14 protein-coding genes are annotated in these 17048 nt (G+C 61.5%); 10 read left to right on the forward strand and 4 right to left on the reverse strand.

The window, feature by feature from the left end:
- Window positions 1-46 precede the first annotated feature (46 nt).
- Window positions 47-463 carry a lipoprotein gene (locus HX868_RS21160; RefSeq protein ID WP_177004263.1) on the reverse strand — a complete coding sequence of 139 codons (417 nt, stop codon included), beginning with the start codon at window positions 461-463 and terminating at the stop codon, window positions 47-49.
- A gap of 178 nt (window positions 464-641) precedes the next feature.
- Between HX868_RS21160 and HX868_RS21165 the strand changes: the two genes are divergently transcribed.
- On the forward strand, window positions 642-1520 hold the full coding sequence (locus HX868_RS21165; RefSeq protein WP_016976739.1) for a DMT family transporter: 879 nt from the start codon (window positions 642-644) through the stop codon (window positions 1518-1520).
- 2 nt (window positions 1521-1522) lie between these two features.
- On the opposite strand, the gene HX868_RS21170 is transcribed toward HX868_RS21165, so the two are convergent.
- On the reverse strand, window positions 1523-2857 hold the full coding sequence (locus HX868_RS21170; protein WP_177004264.1) for an MFS transporter: 1335 nt from the start codon (window positions 2855-2857) through the stop codon (window positions 1523-1525).
- 210 nt (window positions 2858-3067) lie between these two features.
- Between HX868_RS21170 and quiC the strand changes: the two genes are divergently transcribed.
- Together quiC and HX868_RS21180 are read left to right on the forward strand one after the other, a co-directional pair.
- Entirely contained in the window at window positions 3068-4969 is a 1902-nt protein-coding gene (quiC, locus tag HX868_RS21175) for a 3-dehydroshikimate dehydratase QuiC (protein ID WP_177004265.1), read from the forward strand.
- A 78-nt stretch (window positions 4970-5047) separates the two neighbouring features.
- Entirely contained in the window at window positions 5048-5689 is a 642-nt protein-coding gene (locus HX868_RS21180) for a TetR/AcrR family transcriptional regulator (RefSeq protein ID WP_028618034.1), read from the forward strand.
- Between the two features lie 92 nt (window positions 5690-5781).
- Here the strand turns inward: HX868_RS21180 and HX868_RS21185 are convergent, their stop codons facing one another.
- Together HX868_RS21185 and aroQ are read right to left on the reverse strand one after the other, a co-directional pair.
- The gene (locus HX868_RS21185) at window positions 5782-6642 is read right to left on the reverse strand and encodes a shikimate dehydrogenase (RefSeq protein ID WP_177004266.1); all 861 of its coding nucleotides are present in this window, start codon (window positions 6640-6642) and stop codon (window positions 5782-5784) included.
- Window positions 6639-7088, reverse strand: coding sequence for a type II 3-dehydroquinate dehydratase (aroQ, locus tag HX868_RS21190; protein ID WP_122728003.1), 450 nt, complete (start codon window positions 7086-7088; stop codon window positions 6639-6641). Before aroQ ends, HX868_RS21185 begins: the two co-directional genes overlap by 4 nt.
- A gap of 207 nt (window positions 7089-7295) precedes the next feature.
- Between aroQ and HX868_RS21195 the strand changes: the two genes are divergently transcribed.
- From HX868_RS21195 to HX868_RS21225, 7 genes are all read left to right on the forward strand, one after another.
- A complete protein-coding gene (locus HX868_RS21195; protein WP_028618031.1) occupies window positions 7296-7817 on the forward strand; it encodes an RNA polymerase sigma factor in 522 nt (173 codons plus the stop codon).
- 63 nt (window positions 7818-7880) lie between these two features.
- Window positions 7881-8879, forward strand: a complete 999-nt coding sequence (locus tag HX868_RS21200) for a FecR domain-containing protein (protein ID WP_177004267.1) — start codon at window positions 7881-7883, stop codon at window positions 8877-8879.
- 149 nt (window positions 8880-9028) lie between these two features.
- Window positions 9029-11686, forward strand: a complete 2658-nt coding sequence (locus tag HX868_RS21205; RefSeq protein WP_177004268.1) for a TonB-dependent receptor — start codon at window positions 9029-9031, stop codon at window positions 11684-11686.
- 81 nt (window positions 11687-11767) lie between these two features.
- Window positions 11768-12388, forward strand: coding sequence for a heme acquisition protein HasA (locus HX868_RS21210; protein ID WP_177004269.1), 621 nt, complete (start codon window positions 11768-11770; stop codon window positions 12386-12388).
- Between the two features lie 161 nt (window positions 12389-12549).
- Window positions 12550-14286: a type I secretion system permease/ATPase gene (locus HX868_RS21215; protein WP_177004270.1), complete on the forward strand. Its 1737-nt coding sequence runs from the start codon at window positions 12550-12552 to the stop codon at window positions 14284-14286.
- Window positions 14283-15608, forward strand: coding sequence for an HlyD family type I secretion periplasmic adaptor subunit (locus HX868_RS21220; RefSeq protein WP_177004271.1), 1326 nt, complete (start codon window positions 14283-14285; stop codon window positions 15606-15608). The genes HX868_RS21215 and HX868_RS21220 overlap by 4 nt, the downstream gene beginning before the upstream one ends.
- Window positions 15605-16921 (forward strand): TolC family outer membrane protein, encoded by a 1317-nt coding sequence (locus HX868_RS21225; protein WP_177004272.1) that lies wholly within the window; start codon window positions 15605-15607, stop codon window positions 16919-16921. The genes HX868_RS21220 and HX868_RS21225 overlap by 4 nt, the downstream gene beginning before the upstream one ends.
- Window positions 16922-17048 lie beyond the last annotated feature (127 nt).

Genomic DNA, 17048 nt, shown 5'->3' on the forward strand with positions numbered 1-17048 from the left:
TCCTCTCGGTGAACGGTCCTGCATTGATTGGGAAAGAGTATGGCCGTTAATCGCGGCAATAACCTTCGCCGGTATCGACAATCAGGCAATCCTTTTTATCCGCCAACCATTTCATTCCGGTGGCTTCACCGTTGCCGGCGCTCAGCTGCTGGGGGCCGTCCGGGCGAGTAAAGGCGATGCCGTCTTCGTTGGCCTCACCCTTGAAGGTACCGGCATCATCGTCATCAAGGCCGTATTTCATGGTCAGCAGGTAGTGACCTCGGCCGATGCTGTCGTCCTTGGCGATGGTCAGGTAGAGGCCTTCGACGCCGATCCATTTGCCGACCCATTTGTCGGTGGGCGGGGTTTGCGGCACCAGGGTGGCTTGTACGGAAGCCGGCGCGGGTTTGGGCGCTTCCTTGGTTTCCTGATTGCAGGCGGTGAGCAGGGCAAGGGCAGAAAGAGCAAAGAGGATTTTTTTCATAGCAGCAAGGCCTTGGTTGAAAAGTGTACAACTGGACGGTCAACGTGCAGCGTTGGACTCGAAACCGGTGATTTAGTGCGCTGTTCGCACGGTGTTTGGTTATGCTCTTGGAGCAGGCTCCGACCCGGCTGCTAGATTAGCGGGTTGAGCCCGACCGCGCGCCACACACGAGAATCCGATGACCGTCAGTACCCCTTTATCCGGCGTCAACCATCCCTTCAAGGGCATTTTGCTGATTGTGTTGGCGACGTTTCTGTTTTCCAGTCACGACGCCTTGTCCAAATACCTGGCGGGGTTCTACCCGATCGTGATGGTGGTGTGGGCGCGTTACCTGGTGCACACCTTGTTGATGGCCGGGATTTTCCTGCCGCAGTCGGGCTTGCGCGTGCTGCGCAGCAAGCGACCGGGGATGCAGGTGGTGCGGGCGCTGTGCCTGTTGGGCACCAGTCTGTTTTTTACCGCGGCGCTGCATTACATCCCGCTGGCGGAAGCCACGGCGGTGAACTTCCTCGCGCCGATCCTGGTGACGGCGCTCTCGGTGCCGCTGCTCGGTGAACACGTGACCCGTGGCCAATGGCTGGCGGTGATCTGCGGGTTTGTCGGCGTGCTGATCATCATCCACCCCGGTGGCGAACTGTTCACCCCGGCAGTGCTGCTGCCGCTGTGTTCGGCGTTGTTCTTCTGCTTCTACCAACTGCTCACGCGCATTCTCAGCCAATACGACACGCCCACCACCAGCAATTTCTTTGCCGGCCTGTGCAATACCTTGGTGATGAGTGCGATGGTGCCGTTCTTCTGGCAGATCCCCACGCTATGGCATGGCGCATTGATGCTGGCGCTGGGCACCTGTGGGATGACCGCACACTTGATGCTGACCCAGGCGTTCCGCTTTGCGGCGCCGGCCTTGCTGGCGCCGTTCGGCTATTGCCAGATCGTGTTTGCGGGGTTGTTGGGCTGGCTGGTGTTCAACCATACCCCCGATGTGACCACGGTGGTCGGCATCGGGGTGATCTGCATGAGCGGGTTGGCCGCTGCCTGGCAGCAGCGGCGTAGGTAGAGTTAGACGTCTACGGTAGGAATCTTGCGCGGCGCCATGAAGTACATCCAGGTCAGCGCAATGAAGTACATCGCCGGGATCAGGGTGAACAACACAGTGTAGTTGTTGTTGGTCACCGTCAGGATGTGGCCGACGATCTGAGTCATGAACATGCCGCCGATGGCCGCGCACATGCCGCCGAAACCAAACACCGTGCTCATCATGTGCTTGGGCGTGTAGTCCATCACCAGGCTCCAGATGTTCGCGGTCCAGGCCTGGTGCGCGCCGATGGCCAAGGAGATGGCAAACACCGCGACCCACAGTTGGCTGGAGCCGGCCGCCATGATCACACCGACGATGCAGCAGGCAAACAGCAGCATCGACAGCAATCGCGCCTTGATCGAGTTCATGCCACGACCGATCAGGAATGACGACAGAATCCCCCCACCCACGCTGCCAAAATCCGCCGTCAGGTAGATGATGATCAGCGGAATGCCCATTTGGGTCACGTTGATGCCCAAGTTGTATTGCTGGTTCAGGAACGGCGGCAGCCAGTACAGGTAGAACCAGAACACGGGCGCGGTCAGTGCGTAGGCGATGGCGAAGGCCCAGGTGCCGCGCATGCGCAGGATGCGGCTGAACGGTACGCCCGGTTGTTCCGGTTCGACTTGCTGCTGCACGTAGTCCAATTCGGATTGCTTAACCGTCGGATGATCTTCCGGGTTGTAGTACTTCAAGCCCCAGAACACCAGCCAGATCGCGCCGAGCGATGCCATGCACAGGAACGCCGCCTGCCAGCCCCACACATGCAGGATCAACGGCAGCAGCATCGGCGTCATCATCGCGCCGACGTTGGTGCCGGCGTTGAAGATACCGGTGGCCACCGCACGCTCGCCGGCCGGGAACCACAGGCGTGTGGTCTTGACGCAGGCCGGGTAGTTGGCGGCTTCGGTCAATCCGAGGATAAAGCGGCACACCATAAAGCCGACCGCCGAGGTCGCCAGGCCGTGGGCGCCGGTGGCCAGGCTCCACAACAGCACGGCGCAGAAGAACACGCGTTTCACGCCGACCCGGTCGATCAAGCGGCCCTGCAGCACGAAGCCGATGGCGTAGCCAACCTGGAACCAGAAGTTGATGTTGGCGTAATCCATCGCCGTCCAGCTCATTTCTTTGGCGAGGATTGGCTGCATGACGCCCAGCGCGGCGCGGTCGATGTAGTTGAGGGTGGTGGCGAAAAACACCAGGGCCAACATGCCCCAGCGCGTTTTGCCCACGCCGAGGGCGCCGCGGATCTTGTCGCCGATACCGGCGTGCGGGGTGCCGTGGCGCGCGGCCAGGGCGGAGTTTTGCAGAGGCATGAGGTCGTACCCGTTTTTTGAAATTTTTATGGTGTGTTCTGGGTCTGTTACGTCATCGATGGTGCGCAGTGGCTAAAAAATCGTCAATTCGCCAAAGGGGCATAGTGTTCGATAATCGCACCAAAAACTAACTGGTTCGTACATTTTAATTGCTGCGGTTAGGCTAGGGGCGAATAATTTGCCACAAACAACAATTGCCGGGAGTCGCCCATGCAACGCTCCATTGCCACCGTTTCCCTGAGCGGAACCCTGCCGGAAAAACTCGAAGCCATCGCGGCCGCCGGGTTTGACGGTGTTGAAATCTTCGAAAACGACCTGTTGTATTACGACGGCAGCCCGCGTGAAGTTAGGCAAATGTGCGCCGACCTCGGCATTGCCATCACCTTGTTTCAGCCGTTTCGCGACTTTGAAGGCTGCCGCCGCGACCGCTTGGCGCGCAACCTGGAACGTGCCGAGCGCAAATTCGATTTGATGCAGGAACTCGGTACCGACTTGGTGCTGGTGTGCAGCAACGCCTCGGCCGACTGTGTGGGTGACGAGCGTATTTTGCTGGATGACCTGAGCCTGCTCGCCGAACACGCCGGCCGCCGTGGCCTGCGTATTGGCTACGAAGCGTTGGCCTGGGGCAAGCACGTGAACACCTGGCAGCAGGTCTGGAACCTGGTGCGTCAGGTCGATCACCCCAGCCTCGGCGTATTGCTCGACAGCTTCCACACCCTGTCCCTCAAAGGCGACCCGAGTGCGATTGCCGAGATCCCCGGCGACAAGATCTTCTTCGTGCAGATGGCCGACGCGCCGATCCTGGCCATGGACGTGCTGGAGTGGAGCCGGCACTTCCGCTGCTTCCCCGGCCAAGGCGAATTCGACCTGGCGGGGTTCCTCGCGCCGATCATCAGGAGTGGCTACACCGGGCCGCTGTCCCTGGAGATTTTCAACGACGGCTTCCGCGCCGCGCCGACCCGCGCGAACGCGGCGGATGGCCTGCGCTCCTTGCTGTACCTGGAAGAGAAAACCCGCGAGCGTTTGAAGCAGGAAGCGCCGGCGCAGCCTGTCGAGATTTTGTTCGATACCCCGGCCGCCAGCGAGTACGACGGCATCGAGTTCCTTGAATTTGCCGTGGATGAAAGCCTCGGCGCCAAGCTGACCGTCTGGCTGGAACGTCTGGGGTTCGTCAAGGCAGGGCAGCATCGCTCCAAGAGCGTAAGTTTGCTGCGCCAGGGCGATATCAACCTGATCCTCAATTGCGAACCCTATTCCTTCGCCCACAACTTCTTCGAGGCTCATGGACCGTCGTTGTGCGCCACGGCGATTCGGGTCAAGGACAGCGCCAAGGCTCTGCAGCGGGCGGTGGCGTACAAAGGCCAGCCGTATCGTGGCCTGGTTGGGCCCAATGAGCTGGAGCTGGCGGCGGTGCGTGCGCCGGATGGCAGCCTGATTTACCTGGTGGACCAGAGCGAAGGCGGCCTCTACGACACCGACTTCAACCTGCAACCTGCGGCGTCAGCCAGCGGTGGTTTGCTGCGCATCGACCACATGGCCATGGCCTTGCCGGCCGACAGCCTCGACAGTTGGGTGCTGTTCTACAAGAGCCTGCTGGATTTCGAAGCCGATGACGAAGTGGTGCTGCCCGATCCGTACGGCCTGGTCAAAAGCCGTGCACTGCGCAGCCGTTGCAGTTCGATCCGCCTGCCGCTGAACATCTCCGAAAACCGCAACACGGCGATTTCCCACGCGCTGTCGAGCTATCGCGGCTCGGGCGTGCACCACATTGCCTTCGACTGCGCGGATATTTTCGCCGAAGTGCGCCGCGCCAAAGAGGCGGGTGTGCCGCTGCTGGATATCCCGCTCAACTACTACGACGACCTGGCGGCGCGTTTCGATTTTGACGATGAGTTCCTCAGCGAACTGGCGTACTACAACGTGTTGTACGACCGCGACGCCCAGGGCGGTGAGTTGTTTCACGTGTACACCGAACCCTTTGAAGGACGGTTTTTCTTCGAGATCATCCAGCGCAAGAACGGCTATGCCGGCTATGGTGCGGCCAATGTGGCGGTACGCCTGGCCGCGATGGCTAAATCACGCAGCGGCGCGGTGCGCCAGGCGCGTTTATAACGGTGGGTCAGGTGCTTTCTTTCGGGGCGCATCGCGGCCCATAATCACGGCCTGCATAACACTGGCCGTGAGCGCACCATGACCACCGAGGCACCTCGCAAGAGTCGTAAAAACAATCCGGAAAAGACCCGCGAAAACATACTCCAGGAAGCCATCGTCGAGTTTGTCCAGCAGGGCCTTTCCGGCGCTCGCGTGGACGCAATCGCCGAGCGTATCCACACGTCCAAGCGCATGATCTATTACTACTTCGGCAGCAAGGAGCAGTTGTACGTCGAGGTGCTGGAGAAGCTCTACGGCGACATCCGCAACACCGAAACCCGCATGAACCTCACGGCGCTGGAGCCGCGCGAGGCGATCCGGCGGCTGGTGGAGTTCACCTTTGATCACCATGACCAGAACGTGGATTTCGTGCGTATTGTCAGCATCGAAAATATCCACAATGCCGAGTACGTGAAGCGCACCGACACCATCAAGGCGATGAACAGCAAGATCCTTGAAGGGCTGGGCGAAACCTTGCGCCGGGGGGCCGAGCTGGGCTTGTTCCGGGAAGGGCTGGAGCCGTTGGACGTGCACCTGCTGATCAACTCGTTCAGCTTTTACCGGGTGTCCAACCGCCATACCTTTAGTGAGATTTTTCAGATCGACCTGTCGGATGAGGCGGTTAAACAGCGGCATCGGGACATGATTTGTGAGTCGGTGATGCGTTACTTGCAGGCATGATCACATCTCCCCTGTAGGAGCCGGCTTGCCGGCGATGGCGTTTTCGGATTCGAAACATGGCTCAAAGGCCCCATCGCCGGCAAGCCGGGCTCCTACAGAGGGTTTGTCCCGCTCATGTTTTGGAAATGCGCCAGCATGCGCTGCGCGTCCGGCACTTCCCCACTGAACAGTTCAAACGCCTTCACCGCCTGAAACACCGCCATGTTGCCGCCATCCAAGGTGCGGCAACCCAAGGCGCGGGCGTCGCGCAGCAGTTCGGTTTCCAGCGGGAAATACACGATCTCCGCCACCCACAATTCAGCGCGTAGCCAGGTGGCCGGAACGGGTGTGCCCGGCAGCTTGGCCATGCCCATCGGCGTGGTGTTGACCAATCCATCGGCCTCGGCCATGGCATTTTCCAGGTGGCTGCCAACTTGAGCCCGACCGGTGCCGAAACGCTGCGCAAGGTTATCCACAAGGTCGCGGGCGCGGCTGATGTCCACGTCAAAAATACTCAACTGCTCCACACCTTCCGCCAGCAGCGCATGCGCCACCGCCGCGCCCGCGCCGCCGGCACCCATCTGCACCACGCGTTGGCGTGCCACATCCTTCAGGTTGCGCCGAAAGCCTTCGGCGAACCCCAGGCAATCGGTGTTGTGGCCGATGCGCTTGCCGTCCTTGAACACCACGGTGTTGACCGCACCAATGCCGCGGGCCTCGTCGGACAGTTCATCGAGCAGCGGTAGGATCGCCTGCTTGCACGGGTAGGTAATGTTCAGGCCGGTGAAGTGCATCAACTCGGCGGCGTCCAGCAAGTCGGGCAGGGCGTTGGTGTCCAGGTGCAGTGGCTCAAGGTCGATCAGGCGATACAGGTAGCGCAGGCCTTGGGCGTCGCCTTCTTGCTCATGCAGGGCGGGCGTGCGGGAGGCCTGGATGCCGGCGCCGATCAGGCCGGCGAGAATGCGCGGTTTCATCGGGCCGATCCTTTGAACAACTGGCTGAAATGTTCCAGGGCCAGGTGGTAACCGTGGCTGCCGAAACCTGCGAGGACGGCCTTGGCAATCGGTGACACAAACGAGTGATGCCGGAACGCTTCACGGGCATGCACGTTGGAGAGGTGCACTTCGATCACCGGCACTTCACTGGCCACCAGCGCGTCACGAATCGCCACCGAGGTGTGGGTCCAGGCCGCCGGGTTGATCACGATACCGGCGCAACGCGCACGGGCGCCGTGGATCCAGTCGAGCAGTTCGCCTTCGTGGTTGGTCTGGCGGAATTCGATTTTCAGCCCGAGCTGTTCGGCGCTGCGGCCACACAGGGCGGCGACATCGGCCAGGGTTTCATGGCCGTAGGTGGCGGGCTCGCGGGTGCCGAGCAGGTTGAGGTTGGGGCCGTTGAGCACCAGCACGATAGGCGACATGGGATGTATCTCCACAGTTCTTGTTAGTTGTGCGGATAAAATGTACTGGTTAGTTAATTTGGTCAATTGATGGCGGCGGATGTGTTCGATTACCGAACTGTTAATCCGACCTTTCGCACAAGCGGATCAGATTAGATATCAATTGAAAATCATTCTCGACAACGCTTAATATGCCCGCCTGTTTCCTTTACATTCCAGGGAGTCGGTTTGTCGGACGTGGATCTCAAGGGCCTGTTTCTCAAGCATGCCGATACCCTGCGCGGGTATCTGGCGCGCAAGGTACGGGACCCGCAGTTGGCCGCAGACCTGGTGCAGGAGAGTTTCCTGCGCCTGGCCGAAAAGCCGGCCGGCGAGCGCATCGACAACTCCCAGGGCTATCTCTATCGAACGGCGAGCAATCTGCTGATCGACCATATTCGCCAGGAAGCGCGGCGCAAGACAGACTCCGTGCCCCATGAGGCGCTGGCCGAGATTGAAGATGAAGTGGCCGGGTTGGAGGCTCAGGCAATGGCGCAGCAACAGCGACAGGCATTGAAGCAGGCACTGGCGGAATTGCCGGAACGCACCCAGCAGATTTTCCGTCTCAACCGCATCGAAGGCATGACCCACGCCCAGGTCGCCCGGCACCTGGACATCTCTGACAGCTCCGTACAAAAGCATCTGGCCAAGGCGTTGGCCTACGTGATGCAGCGCCTGCAGGACGGCGAAGTCGCGCCATCCGACGAATGAGTTACCGAAATGCGCCACCTCAGACGTCACAGCGTTACATAACGAAAAATTCGAGATTCACACGTGAATAGCCAGGGTCCGCAACAGCACAGCATTACCGAGGCGGCCGCCGAGTGGGCGGTGCGCTTGCACGCCGGTGCCCTGACCGAACAGGAGCAGGCCGAGCTGCAGCATTGGATCGCCTGCGACAGCCGCCACGAAGCGGCGTTGCGTTTTGCCGAGCAGACATGGGCGGCATTGGGCGATGTGTACAGGGAAGATCCCGTTCACCGCCAGCGTCCGTCAGCGGCAACGATGCCCGTGCGCCGCTCCAGGCGGCGAAGCCCATGGCAACGCGCGGCCGCCGTCGCATTGGTCGTGATAGTGGCCGGTGTTGGCTGGGTGCGCGGGCCGGACGTGTTGTTGCGCATGCAAGCCGACTACGTGACTGCGAAAGGCGAGGTGCGCACCGTGCACCTGGCCGACGGCAGCAAGGTCGAGCTGGATTCCGCCAGCGCTATCCGCCTGGACTACGACGGCGTTCAACGTCGCATCAGCTTGCTCCAGGGTTCGGCAATCTTTGACGTGGCGCCCATGGTCGGCGAGGAAACCCGGCCGTTCGTGGTGCAAAGCGCCGGCGGGCAAACCCGCGCGCTGGGCACGCGGTTTGTGGTGGCGCGTGAAGACGACAGCCAAGCGTGGGTCGGCGTGCTGGAACACAGTGTTGAGGTGTCCCTGAGTGCAACGCCGAAAAAGGGGCCGTCCGACAGGGTGGTCCAGGAAGGCCTGGCCGTACGCTACAGCCCTCAGCAAGGCATCGTCCCCTTGGACCAACTCGATATTGCGCGCGCCACCAGTTGGCGGCGCGGTGTGTTGATCTTTGATCGCCAGCCGTTGGCCAATGTCATCGAACAACTCAACCGCTACCGTCCCGGGCGCGTGGTGTTGGCCGACTCGGCGTTGGGCGAGCGTGAAGTCAGCGGCGTGTTCCGCCTCGATATGCTCGACACCGCCCTTGCCACACTTACCCAGGAACTCCAGGTGCAACGCCTGGACCTGGCTGGCCTCAGCCTGATCTATTGATGACCCGGTGGGGCTTGCTCCCACCGCTTGAAATCCCCCCTTCCTGAAAAACTTTCAAAAACCCTTACTGACTTCCTGCGCGTCGCACGTCTTGCTAGGTGAGAAGCATTCGCATAAACAAAAAACGCTTAGCGCAGGGAACAACAGAAATGTCAGCACTCAACAAGGGGCGTATCACCGTTAGCCGGTTAGCCCTGGCCATCCACTTGGGCCTGTTCGCCATCGCGGCTCCCGTGTACGCCGCGCAACCTCAGGTTAAGGCTGCACAGCCCGCCGTGCTGACGATTGATATTCCTGCGCAATCCTTGGGCAGTGCGGTGCTGGCGTTCGCCGACCAGGCCGGCCTGCAAGTGCTGTTCGACAGCCAGCGTCTGGAAGGCTTGCAGAGTACGGCGGTGAAAGGGCAGTACAGCGTGCAGGAAGGCTTGGCGCGTCTGTTGGGCAATGCACCGGTGGAGTACCGCTTCAACGGCGAGCGCCAAGTCACCTTGACCCGTGTTGAGCAGAGCGGCGCCGCCTTGGCGCTGGCGACCACGACAATCACCGGTCTGCACCCCAACGACTGGGTGTATTCATCGCCCCGCTCGGTGAGTGTGGTCGGGCGCGAGCAGTTGGATCGAAACCCGCCCCGGCACGCCGCTGAAATGCTGGAGGAGGCGCCGGGCGTCTACTCGGCGGTCAGCCAGCAAGACCCTGGCTTGTCGGTGAATATTCGCGGCATCCAGGACTACGGCCGGGTCAACATGTCGGTGGACGGCATGCGTCAGAACTATCAACAAAGCGGCCACCAGCAACGCAATGGCACGCTGTATGTCGACCCGGAGTTGCTGTCTGAAGTGGTGATCGAGAAGGGCGCCACTTCAACGATGGGTGGGGCGGGCGTGATCGGCGGGGTCGCCAATTTTCGTACCGTGGAGGCGGCGGACCTGCTCAAGGGCGGCAAGGAAATCGGCGGGCGTATCCGCTTGACTACGGGGCTGGGCGGGCGCAGCAACGGCACGCACTTTATCGGCAGCTCGGCGTTCGCCGTGGGCACCGACGTGTGGGACATGTTGGTGGCGGCCAGTGAGCGCCACCTCGGTGACTATAAGCCTGGCACCAGGGGCAGCATTGGTGAGTTGCGTACCGGCAGTTCCTTCCTGCCGGCCAGTGAAGACCGAATCAAGAATTCCACTGTGGAATACACCGGTTCGGTGATGCGCTCGCGACTGCTCAAGCTGGGTCTCAACTTGCCGGTGGATCAGCGTTTGCAACTGAGCTACCTGACCACCGAAGTCGGCTACGACGACGTCAACATGATGACCGCCGAAAAAGCCCAGCTCTGGGAGAAGCTCGGCAGCAGCAATGTCACGGCACAGAACTTCGCGCTGGACTACAGCTACACGCCGGACAACCCGCTGATCGATTTCAAGGCCAAGCTTTATTACGTCGATACCCGCAACGATCAGTCCACGCTGACCCGTGGCAGCAGCAAGGGTTACGACGTCACCTACCAGACCAACACCTATGGTTTCCAGGCACAGAACATTTCGACTTTTGCCTTGAGCGAACTGTCCGTGATCAAGGCCAACTATGGTTTGGAGTTTTTCTACGACAAGGTCCGCCCGGACTCCAACCAGATGGTGGCCGCCGACTCGGCCGTGACGGCCTCGGCGGCGGAAAGCATCACGCCCAGGGGCGACCGGGCGATGGGCAGCCTGTTCACTCGCCTGGACTACGACTACGACAACTGGCTGAACCTCAACGCCGGGTTGCGCTACGACCGCTATCGGCTGCGCGGCGAAACCGGTTTGAACACGCGTACGTTCATCATTGGCACCACGCGGCAAGTTGGCTTGCCCATGACGTATGACGTGGATCGGGAAGAGGGGCATTTTTCGCCGACCTTCGGCCTGTCGATCAAGCCCGGCGTGGACTGGCTGCAACTCTTTGCCACCTACGGCAAGGGCTGGCGCCCGCCGGCAGTCACCGAAACGCTGGTGAGCGGTAGGCCCCATGGTGGGGGCTCGGAGTCGATCTTCCCCAACCCCTACTTGAAGCCTGAGACGTCCACGTCCTGGGAGGTTGGCTTCAATGTGTTGAAGGAAGACCTGCTGTTCTCCGAAGACCGCGTGGGCATGAAAGTGTCCTACTTCAACACTCGCGTGGATGACTTCTCCTATATGGCCCTCGGGGTACAGCCGCCGGGTTATGGCATCGCCAATATCGGCAATGCGGCGTATGTGAACAACCTGGAGACCACGCGTTTTCGCGGCCTGGAATACCAGTTGGATTACGACGCCGGGTTCGCCTACGGCCAGTTCAACTACACGCGCATGCTCGGCAGCAATAAGTTCTGCAGCAAGACCGCGTGGCTGGGCGGTGTGACCAAGATCCAGAAAGGGCCCGGCAGTCGAGCGCCAGTCACTGCGATGGTGCCGGACGATGTGGCCAATGCGGGGCAGAGTTGCAGCGCGATCCTGGGCTCCTCCGAGCACATGCCGATGGACCGCGGCACCGCGACGCTGGGCGCGCGCTTCCTTGAGCGCAAGTTGGATGTGGGCGTTCGCGCTCGCTACAGCGGCGGTTACTACGTCAAAGGCGGCGCGGGTGTGACCACCTCGCAAACCGGCGTGTACCCAGCCGACTGGAAACCCTACACCGTCTATGACCTCTACAGCAGCTACCGCGCCACCGACCAATTGACCCTGCGCCTGGCCATGGAAAACGTCACCGACCGCGCCTATCTGGTGCCGCTGGGCGACGTGTTGGCCTTCACCCTGGGGCGTGGGCGCACGTTGCAGGGCACCGTTGAATATCAGTTCTGACCGATTTTGCCCAGTGACGGGCAAAACCACAGCAGGCAGTGGCTTGCTGCGGAGATACCACCCCATGACTTGGAGTTTTGCATGAGCATTTCTATTTCATACAGCACGGCCTACGCCACTAACACCGTTGCCCAGTACTTGAGCGACTGGTCGGCTTACTTTGGCGACCTGAACCACCGTGAAGGTTCGGTCAAAGAAGGTTCGAACACTGGTGGTTTCAATCCTGGCCCGTTCGACGGCACCCAATACGGTGTGTCGAGCACCGTCAGCAACGCGGCAGTGGTTGCTAACGGTGACCTGCATTACACCTTGTTCAATCCGCCGTCGCACACCTTGTGGGGTTCGATCGACTCCCTGGACCTGGGCACCATCCTGACGGGCGGTGCGGCCGGCGGTACCTACAGCCTCGCCGAGCAGGAAGTCAGCTTCGCCAACCTGGGCCTGTCGAGCCTGCAATCCGAAGGCCGTGACGGCCAGGTGCACAAAATCGTGTACGGCCTGATGAGTGGCGACAGCTCGGCACTGGCTTCGGCGATCGACTCCCTGCTCAAGGACATCGACCCAAGCCTGTCGATCAACTCGACGTTCGACCAGTTGGCGGCAGCCGGTGTGGCGCATGTGGACTCGGCGTCGGTCGCCGCCTCCGACGTGGCCCTGGTTGGCGTGCAAGATGTGCCTCAGGACTTCGCCCTGGCCGCTTAAGCAAAAAAGCGAATGGCAGATCGCTCTCCCATTCGCCGTTTTACACACCGCTGTCGCCAAGCCTTCTAACTCTTCAGCGACGGCGGTGCCGAATTCTGCGCAGCGTCGCTTTGCCTGTCAACGCGGCGGCGCTGCCCGCTCAACCCCATGAGAATCCCCAGATGCGCCACGCCCGCAACGAAACCCTGGCCGCCCTCACGGCCTATAAAAGTGGCTTCTTCAACATCGGCCTGTTCTCGGCGGTGATCAACCTGCTGATGCTCGCCCCGGCGCTGTACATGTTGCAGGTGTACGACCGGGTGCTGGCCTCGGGCAATGAGATGACCCTGTTGATGCTGACGCTGATGATCCTCGGCCTGTTCGGCCTGATGGGCGCGTTGGAGTGGGTGCGCAGCCAGGTGGTGATCCGCCTCGGTACGCAGATGGACATGCGCTTGAACCAGCGGGTGTACGACGCCGCGTTCGAAGCGCAACTCAAGGGCGGTACCCAGGCGGCGGGCCAGGCGTTGCATGACCTGACCACACTGCGCCAGTTCGCCACCGGCCAGGCGTTGTTTGCGTTCTTTGATGCGCCATGGTTTCCGGTATACCTGCTGGTGATATTCCTGTTTCACCCCTGGCTCGGCGTGTTGGCGCTGGTCGGCGCGCTGTTGTTGATCGTGCTGGCGTGGGTCAACCATCACGTCAGCCAGGCGCCGATGGCCCTGGCCAGCCAACTGTCCATCAGCGCCAGCCAGCAGGCCACGGCCAACCTGCGCAATGCCGACACCATCGAAGCCATGGGCATGCTCGCCACCTTGCGTGCGCGTTGGTTCGGCCAGCATCAGGCGTTTTTGGCGCAGCAGAATCTGGCCAGTGAAAAGACCGCGACCGTCACTGCCTGGTCCAAGGGCGTGCGCCTGGCGTTGCAATCCCTGGTGCTGGGCCTGGGCGCGTTGCTGGCAGTGCAGGGCGAAATCACGCCGGGGATGATGATTGCCGGCTCGATCCTGATGGGCCGCGTGCTGAGCCCTATCGACCAGTTGATCGGCGTGTGGAAGCAGTGGGGCTCGGCGCGCCTGGCCTTCGATCGGTTGTCGCAGATGCTGGCAGCAAATCCCGCGCGCCCGCAGCGCATGGCGCTGCCGGTGCCCAAAGGCCAACTGAGCGTCGAACAAATCAGCGCCTGTGCCCCCGGCAGCCGTCGGCCCGCGTTGGCCAACCTGGGCTTCAACCTGGCAGTGGGCGACATCCTTGGCGTGATCGGGCCGTCGGGCTGCGGCAAATCCACCCTGGCGCGGATACTGGTGGGTGCTTGGGCGCCGCTGGCCGGCAAGGTGCGGCTGGACGGTGCCGATCTGGCCTTGTGGGACAAGCAGCAATTGGGCCCGCACATCGGCTATCTGCCGCAAGACATCCAGCTGTTCGCCGGGAGCATCGCTGAAAACATCGCGCGGTTTGCTGAGGTCGATGCGGATAAAGTCCTCGCGGCTGCGCAGATGGCCGGTGTGCATGAGCTGATCCTGCAACTGCCCCAAGGCTACGACACGCAATTGGGGGAGGGCGGCGCCGGGCTTTCCGGCGGCCAGAAGCAGCGCGTTGCGCTGGCCCGCGCGCTGTACGGTCTGCCCGCGCTGATCGTGCTGGATGAGCCCAACGCCAACCTGGATGAAGTGGGCGAGCAGGCCTTGCTCCAGGCGATCGCCCAGCTCAAGCAACAGCGTCGAACAGTGATCCTGATCACCCACAAACCCAACGTACTGACGCTGACCGACCAACTGCTGATTCTCAAGGAGGGTCAGATGCAGGCCTTCGGGCCGACGGCGCGTGTGCTGGAGGCACGGCAGAAACCGGCAGCGCCCAAACCGGTATCGACCATGAGCATGAGCTACCGCCTTGGTGAAGGAAAACAGGCATGAACCCGAGCAAACCGGTATTGATCAGCGATGCACCCAATAATGTGCTGGCGCTGGATGACAAAAAGTACTCGCGCCTGGGCTGGCTGTTGGTACTCGGCGGTTTTGCCGGCTTCCTCGGCTGGGCCGCGTTGGCGCCGTTGGACAAGGGCGTGGCAGTGCCGGGCAAGGTCATGGTGTCGGGCCATCGCAAGACCGTGCAGCACCCGGCCGGTGGCATCGTCGAGCGTATCGACGTGCGCGACGGTGACGTGGTGACCGCCGGTCAAGTGTTGTTGCGCTTGAAGGAAACCCCGTTGCGCGGGCAGATGCAGTCCCTGCGCAGCCAGTACCTGGCGTCCCTGGCCAGCGAGGCGCGCTTGAGTGCCGAAAGTGAAGGGTTGGCGGCGATCACCTTCGGCCCCGAATTGCTCAACGACCCGGAGGCGGCGGGCACCTTGAGCCTGCAACGGCAGTTGTTCAATAGCCGCGCCCAGGCCTTGGCCACCGAGCAACAAGGCCTACGCGAAACCATCGCCGGGGCCGAGGCGCAACTGCGCGGTACGCGGGATTCGCAAGCGAGCAAAGTCCAGCAGCGCGCAGCGTTGAATGAGCAACTGCAGGGCCTGCGTGAGTTGGCGCGCGACGGTTACATTCCACGTAATCGCCTGCTCGACAGCGAGCGACTGTACTCACAGATCGATGGCGCCATCGCCGAGGACTACGGTCGCATCGGCCAACTGCAACGCCAGGTGATGGAACTGCGCCTGCGCATCCGCCAGCTCGGCGAAGACTTCCAGAAAGACCTGCGCGGCCAGTTGGCCGAGACCCGCACACGCAGCGATGACCTGCGTAATCGCCTGGCGTCGGCCGAGTTCGAATTGGCCAACAGCCTGGTGCGTGCGCCCGCAAGCGGCGTGGTGGTGGGGTTGGACGTGTACACCGAAGGCGGCGTGATCAAGCCCGGCCAGCCGTTGATGGACATCGTGCCTCAGGGTGAACCTTTGCTGGTGGAGGCGCGGGTGCCGGTGCAGATGGTCGACAAGGTGCACCCCGGCCTGCCGGTGGAATTGATGTTTTCGGCCTTCAACCAGTCCACCACACCTCGGGTGGCCGGCGAGGTGACGTTGGTCTCGGCGGACCGTCAAGTCGATGAACGCACCGATGAGCCCTATTACACGCTGCGCGCCCAGGTCAGTGCGGCCGGCATGCAGCAACTGGACGGTGTGCAGATCCGCCCAGGCATGCCGGTGGAAACCTTCGTCAAGACCGGGGAGCGCTCGATGCTCAACTACCTGTTCAAACCTCTGATGGATCGCACCCATATGGCCCTGGTGGAAGAATGAAGGCGCTGTTGTTGACCTTGTGTTTCGGTTGTTCCTCGGCGGCCCACGCCCTGGGTTTGCTGGATGCCTATGACTTGGCCCTGCGCAATGATCCGACCTTTCAGGCCGCCATCCAGGAGCGTGAAGGCGGTGAAGAAAACCGTGCGATCGGTCGGGCCGCATTGTTGCCGAACTTGTCATGGAGCTATAACAACTCGCGCAACGAGTCCGAAGTGACGGCGGGGGATGTCAAAAGCGACCGTGATTACCGCAGTTATGCGTCGACCCTGACCTTGCAGCAACCGCTGCTGGATTACGAAGCCTATGCGCGTTTTCGCCAGGGCACCGCGCAGGCGTTGATGGCCGACGAGCGCTTTCGCGGCAAGAGCCAGGAACTGGCGGTGCGGGTGCTCAATGCTTACAGCCAGGCGTTGCTGGCCCAGGAGCGTATCGAGCTGAGCCGTGCACAGAAGCGCGCGTATGCCGAACGCCTGCAACTCAATGATCGCCTGCTCAAAGGCGGCGAAGGCACGCGCACCGATGTGCTGGAAACTCAGGCGCGCCTGAGCCTGGCCCAGGCCGAAGAAATCGAATCGCAAGACGTCCAGGACAGTGCCCTGCGCGAGCTAGAAGCCATTGTCGGCCAACCGCTGCAAATCGAAGAACTGGCGCCGCTGACGCGCCAATTCGAGATTGCGCCCCTGGAGCCCAACCGTTTCGAGACCTGGCGCGAGATGGCCATGGCCAACAACCCTGAACTCAAATCCCAGCATCACGCCCTGGACGTGGCCTCCTATGAAGTGGAGCGCAAACGCGCGGGACACCTGCCAAAGGTCAGCCTGTACGCCACCAGCCGTCAGACCAACTCCGACTCGGAAAGCAGCTACAACCAGAAGTACGACACCAACACCGTCGGCATCCAGGTCAGCCTGCCGCTGTTTGCCGGTGGTGGTGTGTCGGCGTCCACCCGCCAGGCGGCGAACCAGCTGTCCCAAGCCCAATACGAGCTGGACGCGCAAACCTCGGCCACGCTGGTGGAGTTGCGCAAACAGTTCAACCTCAACACCAGCGGCGCGGCCAAAGTGCGTGCTTATGAAATGGCCGTCAGCTCTGCTACGGCTTTAGTCGCTGCGACGAAAAAGAGTGTGGCCGGCGGTGAGCGGGTCAACCTCGACGTGCTCGACGCCGAACAGCAACTCTTCACCGCCCGCCGCGACCTGGCAAACGCGCGACATGCGTATCTGCTGGCGAGGATTCAGCTGAAGTATTACGCGGGGTTGCTGAGTGAGCAGGACTTGCGGGCCTTGGCGGGGTATTTCCAGCCTTCGGCATGAGTGGTTACAACCCGGCATTCGCCGGGTTTTTTGTGCTTACTAATCTGTGAATCAGCTCTGGGAAATGGAGCCGGTTGTCGGGTGACAGGGGAAAATTGTTACCAGGCGGAAAATAACCTAACGGATG

This window comes from Pseudomonas reactans (assembly GCF_013385825.1).
GTDB classification, from domain to species: domain Bacteria; phylum Pseudomonadota; class Gammaproteobacteria; order Pseudomonadales; family Pseudomonadaceae; genus Aquipseudomonas; species Aquipseudomonas reactans.

Coding starts and splice junctions, on each gene's coding strand:
- HX868_RS21160 (WP_177004263.1), bottom strand. CDS start 463: ATGAAAAAAATCCTCTTTGCTCTTTCTGCCCTTGCCCTGCTCACCGCC.
- HX868_RS21165 (WP_016976739.1), top strand. CDS start 642: ATGACCGTCAGTACCCCTTTATCCGGCGTCAACCATCCCTTCAAGGGC.
- HX868_RS21170 (WP_177004264.1), bottom strand. CDS start 2,857: ATGCCTCTGCAAAACTCCGCCCTGGCCGCGCGCCACGGCACCCCGCAC.
- quiC (WP_177004265.1), top strand. CDS start 3,068: ATGCAACGCTCCATTGCCACCGTTTCCCTGAGCGGAACCCTGCCGGAA.
- HX868_RS21180 (WP_028618034.1), top strand. CDS start 5,048: ATGACCACCGAGGCACCTCGCAAGAGTCGTAAAAACAATCCGGAAAAG.
- HX868_RS21185 (WP_177004266.1), bottom strand. CDS start 6,642: ATGAAACCGCGCATTCTCGCCGGCCTGATCGGCGCCGGCATCCAGGCC.
- aroQ (WP_122728003.1), bottom strand. CDS start 7,088: ATGTCGCCTATCGTGCTGGTGCTCAACGGCCCCAACCTCAACCTGCTC.
- HX868_RS21205 (WP_177004268.1), top strand. CDS start 9,029: ATGTCAGCACTCAACAAGGGGCGTATCACCGTTAGCCGGTTAGCCCTG.
- HX868_RS21210 (WP_177004269.1), top strand. CDS start 11,768: ATGAGCATTTCTATTTCATACAGCACGGCCTACGCCACTAACACCGTT.
- HX868_RS21215 (WP_177004270.1), top strand. CDS start 12,550: ATGCGCCACGCCCGCAACGAAACCCTGGCCGCCCTCACGGCCTATAAA.
- HX868_RS21220 (WP_177004271.1), top strand. CDS start 14,283: ATGAACCCGAGCAAACCGGTATTGATCAGCGATGCACCCAATAATGTG.
- HX868_RS21225 (WP_177004272.1), top strand. CDS start 15,605: ATGAAGGCGCTGTTGTTGACCTTGTGTTTCGGTTGTTCCTCGGCGGCC.